The sequence below is a fragment of the Glutamicibacter sp. BS14 genome (assembly GCF_056934375.1).
This window is the reverse complement of record NZ_CM167801.1, coordinates 284,069-297,337: the sequence shown is the minus strand read 5'-3', so window position 1 is coordinate 297,337 and position 13,269 is coordinate 284,069. Positions and strand designations below refer to the sequence as shown.

14 protein-coding genes, 1 pseudogene and 1 riboswitch are annotated in these 13,269 nt (G+C 58.7%); of the genes and pseudogenes, 6 read left to right on the top strand and 9 right to left on the bottom strand.

Annotated features, from left to right (window positions below; translation table 11 throughout):
• Nucleotides 1–131: 131 nt before the first annotated feature.
• The 3 genes from AC1Z36_RS01395 to AC1Z36_RS01385 form a co-directional block, all read right to left on the bottom strand.
• A complete protein-coding gene (locus tag AC1Z36_RS01395; RefSeq protein ID WP_404598721.1) occupies nucleotides 132–974 on the bottom strand; it encodes an ABC transporter ATP-binding protein in 843 nt (280 codons plus the stop codon).
• Nucleotides 975–1,091: 117 nt separating this feature from the next.
• Nucleotides 1,092–1,925 carry a helix-turn-helix transcriptional regulator gene (locus AC1Z36_RS01390; RefSeq protein ID WP_105658009.1) on the bottom strand — a complete coding sequence of 278 codons (834 nt, stop codon included), beginning with the start codon at nucleotides 1,923–1,925 and terminating at the stop codon, nucleotides 1,092–1,094.
• 183 nt (nucleotides 1,926–2,108) lie between these two features.
• Complete coding sequence (locus AC1Z36_RS01385) at nucleotides 2,109–2,585, bottom strand: GNAT family N-acetyltransferase (protein ID WP_404598723.1); 477 nt, start codon at nucleotides 2,583–2,585, stop codon at nucleotides 2,109–2,111.
• 111 nt (nucleotides 2,586–2,696) lie between these two features.
• Here AC1Z36_RS01385 and AC1Z36_RS01380 point away from each other — a divergent pair.
• Together AC1Z36_RS01380 and AC1Z36_RS01375 are read left to right on the top strand one after the other, a co-directional pair.
• Nucleotides 2,697–3,772: pseudogene (locus AC1Z36_RS01380) on the top strand (IS3 family transposase); the annotation flags it as partial.
• A 26-nt stretch (nucleotides 3,773–3,798) separates the two neighbouring features.
• Nucleotides 3,799–4,017: a hypothetical protein gene (locus AC1Z36_RS01375; RefSeq protein WP_483561579.1), complete on the top strand. Its 219-nt coding sequence runs from the start codon at nucleotides 3,799–3,801 to the stop codon at nucleotides 4,015–4,017.
• A gap of 110 nt (nucleotides 4,018–4,127) precedes the next feature.
• On the opposite strand, the gene AC1Z36_RS01370 is transcribed toward AC1Z36_RS01375, so the two are convergent.
• Complete coding sequence (locus AC1Z36_RS01370) at nucleotides 4,128–4,769, bottom strand: hypothetical protein (protein WP_105657942.1); 642 nt, start codon at nucleotides 4,767–4,769, stop codon at nucleotides 4,128–4,130.
• A 90-nt stretch (nucleotides 4,770–4,859) separates the two neighbouring features.
• On the opposite strand from AC1Z36_RS01370, the gene AC1Z36_RS01365 reads away from it, so the two are divergent.
• Nucleotides 4,860–5,480 (top strand): TetR family transcriptional regulator, encoded by a 621-nt coding sequence (locus tag AC1Z36_RS01365; protein ID WP_105657943.1) that lies wholly within the window; start codon nucleotides 4,860–4,862, stop codon nucleotides 5,478–5,480.
• 231 nt (nucleotides 5,481–5,711) lie between these two features.
• Here the strand turns inward: AC1Z36_RS01365 and AC1Z36_RS01360 are convergent, their stop codons facing one another.
• The 5 genes from AC1Z36_RS01360 to AC1Z36_RS01340 all read right to left on the bottom strand — a co-directional run bounded on the left by AC1Z36_RS01360 (nucleotide 5,712) and on the right by AC1Z36_RS01340 (nucleotide 11,105).
• Entirely contained in the window at nucleotides 5,712–5,981 is a 270-nt protein-coding gene (locus AC1Z36_RS01360) for a hypothetical protein (protein WP_483561578.1), read from the bottom strand.
• Between the two features lie 994 nt (nucleotides 5,982–6,975).
• Nucleotides 6,976–7,722 (bottom strand): CPBP family intramembrane glutamic endopeptidase, encoded by a 747-nt coding sequence (locus AC1Z36_RS01355; RefSeq protein WP_219844127.1) that lies wholly within the window; start codon nucleotides 7,720–7,722, stop codon nucleotides 6,976–6,978.
• Between the two features lie 296 nt (nucleotides 7,723–8,018).
• Complete coding sequence (locus AC1Z36_RS01350; protein ID WP_404598730.1) at nucleotides 8,019–8,606, bottom strand: DinB family protein; 588 nt, start codon at nucleotides 8,604–8,606, stop codon at nucleotides 8,019–8,021.
• A gap of 631 nt (nucleotides 8,607–9,237) precedes the next feature.
• Entirely contained in the window at nucleotides 9,238–9,732 is a 495-nt protein-coding gene (locus tag AC1Z36_RS01345) for a CoA-binding protein (protein WP_332595231.1), read from the bottom strand.
• Nucleotides 9,732–11,105: an O-acetylhomoserine aminocarboxypropyltransferase/cysteine synthase family protein gene (locus AC1Z36_RS01340; RefSeq protein WP_483561577.1), complete on the bottom strand. Its 1,374-nt coding sequence runs from the start codon at nucleotides 11,103–11,105 to the stop codon at nucleotides 9,732–9,734. Before AC1Z36_RS01340 ends, AC1Z36_RS01345 begins: the two co-directional genes overlap by 1 nt.
• A 115-nt stretch (nucleotides 11,106–11,220) precedes the next feature.
• Nucleotides 11,221–11,315: riboswitch (SAM riboswitch) on the bottom strand.
• A 111-nt stretch (nucleotides 11,316–11,426) separates the two neighbouring features.
• On the opposite strand from AC1Z36_RS01340, the gene AC1Z36_RS01335 reads away from it, so the two are divergent.
• The 3 genes from AC1Z36_RS01335 (at nucleotide 11,427) to AC1Z36_RS01325 (ending at nucleotide 13,223) form a co-directional block, all read left to right on the top strand.
• Nucleotides 11,427–11,987, top strand: a complete 561-nt coding sequence (locus tag AC1Z36_RS01335) for a histidine phosphatase family protein (protein WP_404598732.1) — start codon at nucleotides 11,427–11,429, stop codon at nucleotides 11,985–11,987.
• 112 nt (nucleotides 11,988–12,099) lie between these two features.
• A complete protein-coding gene (locus AC1Z36_RS01330) occupies nucleotides 12,100–12,597 on the top strand; it encodes an RNA polymerase sigma factor (protein WP_332595234.1) in 498 nt (165 codons plus the stop codon).
• On the top strand, nucleotides 12,594–13,223 hold the full coding sequence (locus tag AC1Z36_RS01325; protein WP_332488328.1) for a methylated-DNA--[protein]-cysteine S-methyltransferase: 630 nt from the start codon (nucleotides 12,594–12,596) through the stop codon (nucleotides 13,221–13,223). Before AC1Z36_RS01330 ends, AC1Z36_RS01325 begins: the two co-directional genes overlap by 4 nt.
• Nucleotides 13,224–13,269: the final 46 nt, after the last annotated feature.

The window sequence follows — 13,269 nt, the reverse complement described above, 5'->3', positions numbered from 1 at the left end:
TGTCCGTGGTACCGCAAGCGGTGGCTGAGAACAACAGTGCTAGAGCGGCCGCTGAAGTGACTGCATTTCGAGCGAGTGTAGGCATAGGTTTTCCCTTGTAATTATATGTTTCGGTGGTAGAAAGAAAGTGGTTAGCTCATCCGGTGGCGGCTAACCGGTTCGATGCGCAACAATCCATTCTGCTTATCAGAGAGGACCTGCACAGGGATCTCATAGACCTCCGAGAGGTTATCTGCGGTGAGGACCTCAGCGGGGGTTCCTGAGACGTATACCCGGCCGTGTTTCATCAGCACCAGCCGATCAGCCAACGCGGCGGCTTGATTCAGGTCATGCAGGACGATGCCGATGGCTAGCCGATCTTGACGGGCTAGATCATGGACCAGATCTAGGGTCTCGACCTGATATCTCAAGTCGAGGTGATTGGTCGGCTCGTCGAGAAGCACCACATTGGTTTGCTGTGCCAAGCACACGGCCAACCAGACACGTTGAAGTTCTCCACCGGATAGTTCCCCAGCTGCCTTCCGGGACATCGAGGTAGTGCCAGTCAGTTCCATGGCCGAGGCAATCGCCGCATGATCCGCATCGGATAGCCCCGAGATACCGCGCCGATATGGATGGCGACCGAAGGCGACGATATCTGCCACGGCTAACCCTTCCGGGGTGGCGTGGGACTGCGCGAAGAGCGTAACTTCGTGGGCGAATGTTCGTCCATTCAGCGTGCTAATTTCGCGGGCCTCCCCGTGAGAATTGGAGAGCGTGATCACCCCCGCGGCGCGCTCATGCAACCTTGCCATGGAACGGAGAAGTGTGGATTTCCCGCTGCCATTGGGTCCAATGAGTGCGGTGACTTCACCCGGGGATAAACGGATGGAAGCACCGTCCACTACAGTGCTTTTGCCGTAGCGCAGCACTACCTCGTGGGCGAGCATCGTTCCGGCTGCGGCGGATGCTGCTCCGGACGCCACGTCTAGCATGCGTAAGGAACGGATTGAATACGTCCGATTTGAATAGGTATTTTCACTTAGGTAAGTCTAAGTTAACTAATCGATGTCAGCAATCGATGATTTCTGACAGTGTATCCGGCTTTTCGGTCACCTATTCACATTTGCTAAGGTGAATGTGCCAGGTGTGGAGCCCATGGTGCGTCGAAAAGCGTCGATAAAAGTACTCGGCTGCGCGTAGCCCAGCATTTCAGAGATGTCTTGGACGCCTTCACCGTTGGTGAGCAGCTCCAGGGCGCGATGAATTTTCACCGCTTGACGCCACTGGGCAAAGGATAAGCCGGTTGCTTCGCGGAAGACTCGCGTGATGGTTCGTGAGCTGATTCCAGCATCTACCGCCCATCGCTCGAGAGATCGGTTATCCGCAGGGTTGGCTAGTAGACGGTTGGCAATGCCATGGATACGAGGGTCATCGGGCAAGCGCAGCGCTAGCTGATGAGCTGATGGTTTGAGTACGTCGAAAACTACAGCCTCCGCACGCGCTCTGGCTTCTTGGCTCAGTTCCCGACTGGATAAATGGACCAGCAACGACTTAAGCAACGGTTTCATGTCGATCACTGTAGGGGTACTGAATGGGGTGGTGGTTCGTTCAGGGGAAAAGAACGCGCTGAAAAGTTCTACATGTGCGGTCAGGCGTCCACCGTGCAGCGCTCCGGACGGAATCCACAGACCATGACCCTCGGAGACCGTAAAAATCTGTCCTTCGATTTGAGCGGTGAGTGTCCCATCTTGGGTCCATAAGAGCTCATGGGCCAGGTGCGAATGAGGCTCCCACTCCGTAGAGACCTCAATGGTGTGCGTTTCGCTCAGAATCACAAATGATGAGGTCGCATCGCTAGGCAAGGCAGTTGCTTGCACTAGAGCAGTACCTGGTTCACGGGACCAAGTACCAAGCCCGATGGTCGAGGTAGGAGGGGAAGTCATATTTGCAGTATAGAAAGTATTCAGCATGACATAGCAGGTTTCATGTTAGATCTACCGAACCCCTTGAAGAACGGTTCAATAATCGCGTGCCAAAATTCTACGGATCGGCTACTAAACCAAATACATTTCACCCCCAACTGGTTCAATCAGGAATCTAGGCTGCGTTCGGTTACCCACAGAAGGCTATTCCAGTGTGTAGTACTCAAGCATGTCATCACGTTTTTCCAGTCTGAATCCTCGACTGGTGAGCAGTCGGGTTGAAGCAGTGTTAGCCGGAGCTACGCGGGCACTGATTTTCGTAATTCCGTATATCTTGGGAATTGAAATCAGGGTGCTATCGAGCACGGCTCCACCAACTCCTCGCCCCCATTGATCTGGAGATACCCAGTAACCGACCTCCACGCAACTTTCCTGCCGGGTGCAAAACACGAGGCCCACTGCTGCATTTGCTTCAGTAGCTAGGAACCATCGAGAGCCCCCCACAGTGTCGAGTGGTTCATGTTGGAGGGATTGCTTAACGCAGGCGTTGATGGTTTGCCGGTCCCATGGCTCCCCATACCCAATAAAACGAGCTACACGTTCATCCGAGGCCATGCTGGCAAAGAATTCGGTGTCTGCGCTGCGAAATGGACGCAGGGTAATTGATTGTGAGCGCGACATCCAAAGCCTTTCGATGTCGTAAATTTAAAAAACTCTTAAATGCATTAAACAGTACTAGACCTACCTATGGCGCTCTTATTTCAAATAGAGGTCAATGAGCGCTCAGAATCCCGCGCCGACCGCGCCGAGCGTCCCATAGCGGAAACCGAAGAACACGGCCCAGTGAAACGGTCCACAACGAGAACCTGCGCAAAGAACTGTTGAAGGTGAAACGGGAGAACGACTTCATAAAAGTTGTCGGAGCCTATCGCGCCTCGAACAGTAAGGAGTAAGCGCGGTCTTAGACTTCATCGAAGCCCACATAGGCGAGTATCCAGTGAACTGGATGGGCAGGAAACCCAGAATTCCAGGGGCAGTCACTACCGATGTCTGAACGCCTGCCAAGAGCTGAGCGAAGCCTAAGTCCTGCGAGCACACCGCACGAAACTGCTCCAGGACGAGTGTGAGGCGTCCAACCAGGTCGCCGGTGGCGGACAATCAGTGGATTTGATCCGCAAAAACCATGAGGAAGACATCTCGACATCCACGGTGATGTCGCTCATGAAAGAGCTGAGAATCCGGGCCAGGCGGATGAGCGCCTTCAAAACCACGACCGTGCGTGAGCGCCAATCCCGGACGGTGCGTATAGAAAACCATAGGGTCGACAATCTCGGCATGCGTGACTTCCGCTCCTCGCGGCTTGCGGCGAAACTGTTAGGCGATATTGCCTGCCTGCGCGCCGGTGAAGGCTGGTTGTATTTGGCGACGGTGATCGATTTGAATTCGCGACAGATCGTGGGCTGGTCAATGGGTAAGAACATGTAAACGTAGTTGGCCATTGACGCGAGGGGGCTTGCTGCGTCGCAGGCGTTCATCCAGTTTGGTAGTGTGTTCCATTCAGACCGAGGCCCCAATGTACCTCGGCGCGTTCCAGAGGTGGTGTGCTGCGCACAGGGTGCAGTAGTCGACGGGACGCGCCGGGGTGTCCCTGGGATAATTCCGTCGCCGAGTCAGCCTTCTTGACGATCAAGAAGGAAATGTTCCACCACAGGTTCTTCAGCAGCAGGGTGGCTGCGTGTGCCGCAGTGAAGGAGTGCATCGCGGTTTGGTACAACCGGAAGCGCCCGTATACGGCAAATGGCGGAGTTAGCCCCCAGGCGGTTCTGGACTCGTATCAGGAAAGGGATCCTCTAGCTTTGACGGCTTGAGGAAATGTACAAAAAGATCAAAGTTCGTGTCCCAAAAACTTGACCAGCTCACCGTAAGGGGTGAGCAAGGCCAGGGAGAGAGAGCCGGCGACCTGTTGGAGCGGCGTGAAGCCGGCACGCCCGAGGATTTCGGTGTCGATATGACGGGCGCCGATGAGGGACAGCTGCGCGAAACCTGCAAAGCCCACGAGAATCAGGCGATCGCGAGGATCCCGCGCGGGATCCTGCGTTTTTCGCCCGCGTAGACGCGGTGGTATTCGGCGGCGGGCGGAACACGGGAAGCTGATATCGGTTCGTCGATTTGGAGGAGCCAGTTTGAGGCGGCGTTCGGCATAGTTGTTTTCCTTTCGCGGGCTTAGCTGGCGAGTTCGTCGATCCAGCTCGATCGCATCCGCAAGGCACGTTCCGTGCTGCCAAGGACGGCCGCGAATCCGATGAAAAGGTTGCCCTGGAGCGGGAGTTGCACAGGAGAAGTGAAGGTGCCTATCGAATCGGCGATGGGAGGAAACTGGGATATCGATTCAAGGATCTGAGGCACCGTGATGCACAGGCCGGCGAGGACCAGCGCGGTCGAGACGATGCCGATGAATCGGCTCAGGCCCGGATGCCTGTGATGCAGTCTGGCACGGCACCCTTCCGCGGATGCGGGATCTGGGGCCAGCTGCAGTTCGCTGCCGCCTGCAGGCATATAGTGGCAGCGCTTGAGTCCGAAGCCGTTGGCAGCGACTTCGATGTGGCCGCCTGGGACTGGGAAGCGCGCGGGCATCTTCGAGTACGAGTGCAACGATCCATTCACATAGAGGCGGGCCCTGATCACGCCATCAGCCATGTCGCCGCCGTGGCGGACATCAACCGTGTAGGTGGATGCTGTCCCATCGGGAGAGGGTAGGGCGATGGTGCGCAAGGACCTGCTGAATATCTGCCACCAGCGCAAGCGCTTCACCGGCTCGCCGGATCCGGCACGCACGCGATGGTTCAACCACCTTTTGAACTTCATTTTCCGTCCTCGCTTCCAGACTAGTACGCCGTAATAGTCAATAATGGGATAGACTAGCACACTGTAATAGTTTTGTAACGAGAGGACGCCATGGGCAGCCAGCCTGATGCATCGAGAGAAGTGGGCACGCGTGAGAAGATCCTGATCGCTGCGGCGACGATGCTCGGCGAGGATCCAACCGCGCGCTTGAGTGTTCGGGCGGTCGCCGCTCGCGCTGAAGTGAGTACGGGTTCGCTGCGGCATTTCTTCCCCACGCAGCGTGCCCTCGTCGACACTGTCGTCGCCGGAATCTACGACGTCGACATTCCCGACGATCCGATCAACGATCGGGCTCTCATGCCGGCCGAGCGCCTGACCGCATGTTTGCGGCTGCTCCTCGCGCAGTTCGGTGCCGGCGATCGCGCCCGGGAGCAATGGGGATTCTTGTATGACGCGTACGTAGCCTCCGCACCGTCCGAAGATGAGACGAGAACCTACCTCGCGCTCGAGCGGATGGGGCGTCATCGTGTGGAGCGGTGGTTGGGTGCGCTTATTGAGGAAGACGCAATTCCCGCCGGCCAGATTGAGCAGCGGGCACGATTCCTCGCGACCGTAATCAGCGGCCTCATGACGGAGCGTGCTCTGCCCTCCGAAGCGGTACGGGTTGAAGCTGAAGCGGAAACGCTCCGTCTTGCCGTACACGCAGTGACGACCGCATGGAATGCGGCTTAAGCGGCTCCAGTGCGGGAATACTTAATCGTCAGCAAGCGGAGCTTCCGGCGTGAAGGCGCATGCCTCCGGCCAGGTTCTGGCAAGTGTCGGAGCTTGGCAAGGCCAGGACTGCCGACTTTGATTGCAGGCTGTTGAGCGTTGGAATACGGCCGTGTATCAGCCGCGCCGCGCCAGGCACGCCGCCACGACGCTTTGCGGGAGCCTCGATCACATCAGCCGCCGGATCGGAGGTCAACCGGAAACCAAGTTTGCCGAGGCCCCCACCGCCGTGTCATCGGTGGGACGAGCCAGCCACGTGTACACGTGGGCAATGGCCCGGTGATCCAAAGCCGCAGCCAGCAGCAGGCCGGCCGAGAGGTCCTGGCCTGCCGAGTCGAAATAGCAACTGGTCTCAGCACCGGGGTCATGAGAGCCAGAAGCGAACTGCTCGGCCAGCTTGGCCGCGCGCACTTCGCCAGTAACGTACGAGAGCGCAGTCCACCACCAGGCCGGATCTTCCAATGCAAGCGGCTGGGGTTATGCCGGATTGATGGTGGGAGATACGCGCAACCGAAGCAGCGTACGACTCGAGTCTGTCCTCCGTGATTCGCCATCTGTGCGGCCTCAGCTGACGGGAAACCGTACTAAGGAGCAAGGCGTCGGTACGGCAAAGGCCCGGGGCGAGAATGTCTTGAATTCGACAGGAATCCCAGGCAGCTTCGCGAGTGATTTGCGTCAGGACAAAATTCCCGGATCCATTCATGCCGCTCTCCGTGCCTGAATGCATTCGGGCGAGTTGGCTGACATTCAACAGTCCTTTGCGCATTCCTTTTCTCCTCGGATATCACTCTGCCAAAAGGATGGATTCTGCCAGAGCAGCGTGGGACGGGCTGAGGCCAGCCGGTACACTCGTAATAGGGGGCATCCGCCAAAGCTTTCTTCGCCGCTTGGTGCTAAGACTGGTGGTGCGTTCGAGCAGCTCGTCGGCGAGTTCGAGCTTTTTAAAGTAGAGCATCCCAGCCGATACAAGTTGGTGATCACCAGAGCATCATTGGGTGGAACAAGTCGAGTGCTTCATCCAACCCGGGCCGTCGGTCCAGCGCATCAAATAACTCCTGATAAATGTAGAGATCATCAATTCGGGCCCCGCGTTGAGAATGTCTTGGATTTTGCTGTAGGTTCCGTGAGCTTGGGCTAATATGCAAGTGCATCTCGTTAGCTTGGTCGGGGAATCCTTGAAGGTAGCTCCTAATGTGAGGGTGGAGTGGCGGGCTTATCGCAATGCTATCCGTCCCCGGAAAGATGCAGCTCGGAGACCGAACGTACTGAGTGGGACGCAAGCCCGGCTCAATATTCACGTACTAGAAGTGATCATCCGATGAAGAACATCCGGGATGAAGCCCATTCAAAGTACCTACGCCAGATATTTTCTCGAGAGGGGAATAGGGGAGATTCAAATATGGATCCGCCCAGTTTCGTCTATAGCTTAGGTACAGTCGCGCCGGAGGTTGGTTCCTCAGTCGCGGGTTTTCCGGACGTCAAGTACTGAGACCAGGATAGCGGCCGCTGTGAATGGCACCCCGCCGAGAGCGATCATGGCGAGTTCCGGTGAACCGCCGAATTCGATGATGCCATGGGTGAAGACGAGTTGGGATGCGCTTTGAAAAGCGACGTGGATGCCGACAGCGGTCCACACGCTGCCAGTGACGAGTCGAACGTAGCCCAGTACAATTCCCATGGCCGCGAACAGTGATACGTCGAGTGGGCTGACTCCGCCACGGAGGAAGACCGCAGTAGCAACGAAGAGTGCAGTCTGCACGCCGATGACCCACCACGATGGCAGACGTTCTGCAAGAACCGCGGACACGTAGCCGCGAAACACAAGCTCTTCGGGAATCGCCTCAGTTAAGAGCACCGCGAAAAAGATCAGGCCGAATACAAGCCAAAATTCGGCGGCGGCCACGGGAATCTGTAACGGATTGCCAAGTAGCCTGAGAACAAAGAAAGTGGCGACCGCAGGTACAGACCACGAGGCGATGCCCAGGGCAAACGCTCGCAGATCGCCGGAGGCTGTCGTGAAGCCGGCAGCGCTGAGAGAACGTCGCCCTGACCAGCGAACGAGGATCACAAGGACGGCGATCACGAGGCCAGAAATGGCGAAGCCGCTCAGGATGCGCGTCCAGAGGGTTCCGTGTGCGGTCGGGTCGGTCGAGTTGTTAAGTGCCACCGCGAGCAGAAGCGTACCTACTAGGACTCCGATCATGAAAGCGATGCGAACTAGAACCGACCAGAGTGGTAGCGGTATCCGTTGCTCTTGTGCGGTTTTCGGTTCAGGCCCTGTCATCGTGGGGGTGCCTCCGTTAGTCGAGCATTGCAGTCAAGAACAGCTAATTCGTCACGGTCAGCCGCGGGTCTCGGCCTATAAACGTAGCGGACAATGAGGGAGTTGTCAGCGGTCCAATCTGAAAATCATCTGCGTGACGCGGGCATACCGAGCGATCCATCAACTTCTTCTTGGGTATCTCTGGCCTCTGACAGGCTTAGAAAGTAGATGATGCGCTAGGCGTTGTCGGCTATTTCTTTTATGCGCAGGCGTTGTTCTTCCCACTGCGCGGGCGTCAGATCTGGAATGTTGGGTGCTGAGGGGCGTAACCCGACGAAACCGTCCAATTGCTCGCGTACGATATCCATGTGTCCTGCATGGCGATGAGACTCGGCGATCATATGAATCAGGAGACGTTCCACTGTCGTATGCCGATGCGTTCCCCACCAGGGAACAACGGCAGGGGAATCCAGATCCAAATAATCCAAAACTACGTCGGCAGCGGTGGTTGCCTCGCGGTAGATATTCATGGCATCAGCTAAGGTCATGTTCGGTGGCGGGCGGAAGTCGGCCTGGGCGTCTTCGTCTTCGGAAATGTCTCGGATAATGGGATTCTCAATTTTCTGTCCGAGGCATCCGACGAGATACTCTGATTCGGTGACGGCTAGGTGAAGCAGCAACCCCATGACATGGGTTCCTGTGGGTGCCAAGGGCGTACGCGCTTGGGTGTCGCTCAAGCCTTCGCATTTCCACAAGATTGCTTCGCGGGCATCATTCAGATATTCGCGTAGATGGGCCCCAGTGCCGCTATTGCCAATTGCCATGTGCTGAGTCTAATGCCGCGCAGGGGTCATGCCCCGAAGGATGCTGGACCGAATGCCCAAGATTCCGCCCGGCTTGTTTGACGGGAAATAAACGGCAGTCGCACCGCAGGTTCCCACGGAGAGGCATTCGCCTAATTCGGGCAAGGGGGCATATCCGGGTGAGCGATCGATAGCGTTTTCGTGAAGGGCATGCATAGGAAGCAACGTACGGGTCCGCCGAAATTTCGAGTTCATCTGGCTAGGCAATTGCCAGTCGCCAGTACCTCCGGCCTCCAAAAGATCTTGCCGCGTCCCATTTTCTCCAGCCCATGCAAATGCATTGCAAAGCAGCCGTTGCTGCTAGGCAAGGCGGCGGGAGGATACCAACGAGTAATTCAAGGGCTATTTGCGATTGCGGTTCTCGGGCCGAGTGCCGGACACCTGGAGAGCTGGCACCAGATGGTTTCTAATAACTGGCCGTAGCCGGCCGGTCGTTGTCGTGAGCAGTCCGCCGAGCCGCAAAACTCAGCAATGCCCCTGGGCAGGTGGCCTAGTACGCACAGCTCCCGAAGAAGAGCTCCGGTAGCGACGGCAAAAATGGGTGCATGCAACGCAATGTTGCATGCACCCATTTCCTGGAATCTTGGACTCCCTAGGCAAGTACCTGGCGCTTGGAGGAAATGACGCCGGTATTGAATCCAGCCAGGCGCAGGCCGCCGTGGAAGCGGGCGTGCTCGATCTTCACGCAGCGGTCCATGACCACATTCATGCCCGCGGCCTCGGCGCGCCGGGCCACTTCCTCATGCCAGGATCCCAGCTGCAGCCACAGGGTCTTCGCGCCTACGGCCAGGGCCTCGTCCAGCACGGTAGGCAGGTCATCGTGCTTGCGGAAAACCTCGACCAGATCCGGGGTCTCCGGCAGATCGGCCAGCGACTTGTACACCGGCTGGCCCAGGATCTCATCGAGTACCGGGTTGATGAAATACACCTTGTACTTGGAGGAGGAGAGCAGGTAGGTAGCCACGAAATAGCTGGCGCGCGATGGCTTGTTCGAGGCACCGACAATGGCGATGGACTTGGTGTCGCGCAGGATCTCCAGGCGCTGTGCGGCTCCAGGGCCTTCCCAAGCGGTACCAACGGCAGTCATTAGATTGCTCCCTTCGAAGCGGTTGGCAATGCGCAGGCGGAACCGTCATAGGCCGGAGCCTCGAACCCTGCGGCGGAAGCGGCAATCGCTTCCTGCGAAGCGGCCAGCGCCTGGTCCAGATCCCAGAGGATGTCCTCGACATCTTCCAGTCCTACCGACAGCCGGATCAGATCTTCTGGCACGCCAGCGGAGACCAGCTGCTCGGCGCTCAGCTGCTGGTGGGTGGTGGAGGCCGGGTGCAGCACCAGGGTGCGGGCATCGCCGATGTTGGCCAGGTGGCTGGCCAGCTGCAGGGCTTCGATGAACTTCGAGCCGGCTTCGCGCCCGCCCTTCACCCCGAAGCTGAAGACCGAGCCGACGCCCATGGGCAGCAGCTCCTTGGCCTGCGCGTGCTGCGGGTGGGATTCCAGGCCGGCATAGTTCACGTAGGTCACGCGCTCATCGGCCTGCAACCAGGCAGCGACCTGCTTCGCGTTGGACAGGTGGTTGTCCATGCGCTGCGGCAAGGTCTCCAGGCCCTGCAACAGCTGGAATGCGGACTGGGCCGGCAGAGCCGGTCCGAAGTCGCGCAGCTGTTCGCTGCGCAGCTTGGTCAGGAAGCCGTACTCGCCGAAGTTGTCCCACCAGGAGACGTTGCCGTAGCTGGCAACCGGTTCGGTCATGGCGGGGAACTTGCCATTGCCCCAGTTGAACTTGCCCGACTCGATGACCACGCCGCCCAGGGTGGTGCCGTGCCCGCCGATGAACTTGGTGGCCGAGTGGATCACGATGTCCGCGCCGTGCTCGATAGGGCGCAGGATGTACGGGGGAGTGAGCGTCGAATCGACTACCAGCGGGAGATTGTGGCGGTGCGCCACCTCGGCCAGGCCCTTCAGGTCAGCGATGTCGCCGGACGGGTTGGCCACCACCTCGGTGTAGACGGCCTTGGTGTTTTCCTGGATCGCCGCTTCGAAGTCGGCGGGATCATTGGAGTCGATGAAAGTGGTGTTGATGCCGAAGCGGCGCAGCGAGACATCGAGCTGGGTGATGGTGCCGCCATAGAGCTTCGATGAAGCCACAATGTGGTCGCCTGCCTGGGCCAAGGCCGCGAAGGTGACGAATTCCGCGGCCATGCCCGAGCCGGTGGCTACCGCTCCGATGCCGCCTTCCAGCGAAGCCATGCGCTCTTCGAAAGCCGCTACGGTCGGGTTGCCGATACGCGAGTAGATGTTGCCGTACTTCTGCAGGGCAAAGAGGTTGGCCGCATCGTCAGCGTCCTTGAAGACGAACGAAGTGGTCTGGTAGATCGGCACTGCGCGTGAGCCATGCTCGGCATCGGGGGTGCCTCCGGCATGCAATGCGCGGGTGCGGAATCCAAACTTGTGATCTGCCATGGTGGCTTACGACTCCTTGTCGATTGGGGTTTCGCGGGCACCGCAGGGCGGGCCGCGATCGAGGCAGGAATCCCGGAATCAATGTCGCTTCCTGCTGTGGTCCAACGGGTAGGCGGCTGCATCGTTTCTGGCGGTAGCACCGTAACCACCGGATGTGGCAGGTTGCTGCGGCGTCATCGAACCAGATCTCTCAGCCGCTCGGGATGGTGTAATAATCTTCGCAACATGACCGTTCGTGACCCAACTATGAGTCGTAACGTTGCGTATTGGAGCTGTTATCGGAGATTCTTCGATAACTATTACCCCGGTTAGGCTGGAGTCATGGATACTTCGCTGGCACTGGTGCGACATGGGCAGACCGATTGGAACCTTGCAGGGCGCCTGCAGGGGCGTACCGATATCCCGTTGAACGATACCGGGCGCGAACAAGCTCGCGAGGTCGGGCGCCAGCTGATCGGCCAGAACTGGTCGCTGGTACTTGCTTCGCCCTTGGAACGTGCCCGGGAAACTGCCTCGCTGATTGCCCAGCAGATCGGGGCCGAGACGGGGAACGCCGTTCCGGAACTCATTGAACGCGGCTTCGGCCCGCTGGAAGGCCGGATCATGGCCGAGGTCAGCGAAGCGGAATCGGCTGCTGCCAAGGACCTGCGTGAGCCGCGTGCCCAGATCTTGAGCCGTACGGTGCCAGCGCTGCTGGACTTGGCCAGCAGGCATGCCGGGCGCAAGGTCATGATTGTCAGCCATGGGGCCACCATGCGCACCATCCGCGACGCATTGGCCGGAACCACGGATCCCCAAGGCGTGGAAAATGGCGAAATGCTCCACCTGGAATTGATCCGCCTTGAGCAGATCGCCAGCGAATTGGATCTGGTGGCATTCTAGGAATCCATGGGTATCTGCGTGAAGGAATTTTTTTCGTTCACGCCTCACAAAATGGTCTCCTCGTACGTTTACATGGTGAGAAGCCATGAAGGCGCAAAATTCCAGGAGAGCCATGCAAGCACCGTTCGAGCGGATAGTCCAGGACTATGGACTGAACGTCCTGCGCGTTTGCCGTGCCCTGCTTGATGAGCATCGCGCGCAAGACGCCTGGTCCGAAACGTTCCTTGCCGCGCTCAAGGCGTACCCGCAACTGCCGGAGGACGCCAATGTCCTGGCATGGCTAGTGCGTATTGCCCGGAACAAAGCCATTGACGAGTTGCGCAGGAACAAGCCGGAAATCCTCATCGGCCAAGACGTGGACAGCCTGGCCCCATCGGCCCAACGGCCGGATCTGCAGTTGGAAAACCTGCAGCTGTGGCATGAGGTGAACCAGCTTCCTGGCAAGCAGCGGCAGGTGGTGGCCTACCGCTACCTGGGCGGAATGAGCTACGCGCAAATTGCCGGAATCCTTTCCGGCACCGAAGCTGCCGCCCGGCGTTCGGGCGCCGATGGGATCAAGAATCTGCGGGCCCGGATGGATGACCAAGAACTATGGCGGGAGCAGCCATGAACGGAAAAAATTATCGGCAGCAGGCTACGGCCGCTGAAGCGCAAGTCCTCGACTCGCTGCAGGACCGGCTCGTTGAACGGGCCCGTGCACGGGAACTTGTTGATGTTGCCTATCGCGTGGTCGATAGCCCCGTGGGGGCCTTGCTGCTGGCCAGTACCGATGCCGGGCTGGTCCGGGTCGCTTTTGAATCCGAAGGCCATGACCGGATTCTGGAGGTGCTCTCGGAAAGGCTCAGCCCGCGGATCCTGCGCGACAAGTCGAGCTTGGATGGTGCCGTCCGGCAACTGGATGAGTATTTCGCGGGCCAGCGGCATGGCTTCGATCTTCCGGTGGACTTGCAGCTCTCCACCGAGTTCCGCCGCCAGGTGCAGCTGGAGCTGGGTCATATCGATTACGGGCGTACCCTGAGCTACGCCCAGCTGGCGCAGCAGATCGGCAAGCCGAAAGCGGTGCGGGCCGTCGGTTCAGCCTGCGCCACCAACCCGATTCCCATCGTGCTGCCCTGCCATCGGGTGCTGCGCACCGATGGTTCATTGGGCGGCTACCTGGGAGGCTTGGAAGCCAAGTCCGAGCTGCTGAAGCTGGAGAACCCGGACTTCGCCAGCGGCGCCGCGACGCTGTTCTGACGGGCAGTTCCCGCATGAAACAAGTGCTGGGCTGCTGCCTCCCTTG

What these genes read in the sequence shown, in the direction of transcription:
- AC1Z36_RS01395 (WP_404598721.1), bottom strand. Translation starts at nt 974, where the DNA reads ATGCTAGACGTGGCGTCCGGAGCAGCATCCGCCGCAGCCGGAACGATG.
- AC1Z36_RS01390 (WP_105658009.1), bottom strand. Translation starts at nt 1,925, where the DNA reads ATGACTTCCCCTCCTACCTCGACCATCGGGCTTGGTACTTGGTCCCGT.
- AC1Z36_RS01385 (WP_404598723.1), bottom strand. Translation starts at nt 2,585, where the DNA reads ATGTCGCGCTCACAATCAATTACCCTGCGTCCATTTCGCAGCGCAGAC.
- AC1Z36_RS01370 (WP_105657942.1), bottom strand. Translation starts at nt 4,769, where the DNA reads ATGAAGTTCAAAAGGTGGTTGAACCATCGCGTGCGTGCCGGATCCGGC.
- AC1Z36_RS01365 (WP_105657943.1), top strand. Translation starts at nt 4,860, where the DNA reads ATGGGCAGCCAGCCTGATGCATCGAGAGAAGTGGGCACGCGTGAGAAG.
- AC1Z36_RS01355 (WP_219844127.1), bottom strand. Translation starts at nt 7,722, where the DNA reads ATGATCGGAGTCCTAGTAGGTACGCTTCTGCTCGCGGTGGCACTTAAC.
- AC1Z36_RS01350 (WP_404598730.1), bottom strand. Translation starts at nt 8,606, where the DNA reads ATGGCAATTGGCAATAGCGGCACTGGGGCCCATCTACGCGAATATCTG.
- AC1Z36_RS01345 (WP_332595231.1), bottom strand. Translation starts at nt 9,732, where the DNA reads ATGACTGCCGTTGGTACCGCTTGGGAAGGCCCTGGAGCCGCACAGCGC.
- AC1Z36_RS01340 (WP_483561577.1), bottom strand. Translation starts at nt 11,105, where the DNA reads ATGGCAGATCACAAGTTTGGATTCCGCACCCGCGCATTGCATGCCGGA.
- AC1Z36_RS01335 (WP_404598732.1), top strand. Translation starts at nt 11,427, where the DNA reads ATGGATACTTCGCTGGCACTGGTGCGACATGGGCAGACCGATTGGAAC.
- AC1Z36_RS01330 (WP_332595234.1), top strand. Translation starts at nt 12,100, where the DNA reads ATGCAAGCACCGTTCGAGCGGATAGTCCAGGACTATGGACTGAACGTC.
- AC1Z36_RS01325 (WP_332488328.1), top strand. Translation starts at nt 12,594, where the DNA reads ATGAACGGAAAAAATTATCGGCAGCAGGCTACGGCCGCTGAAGCGCAA.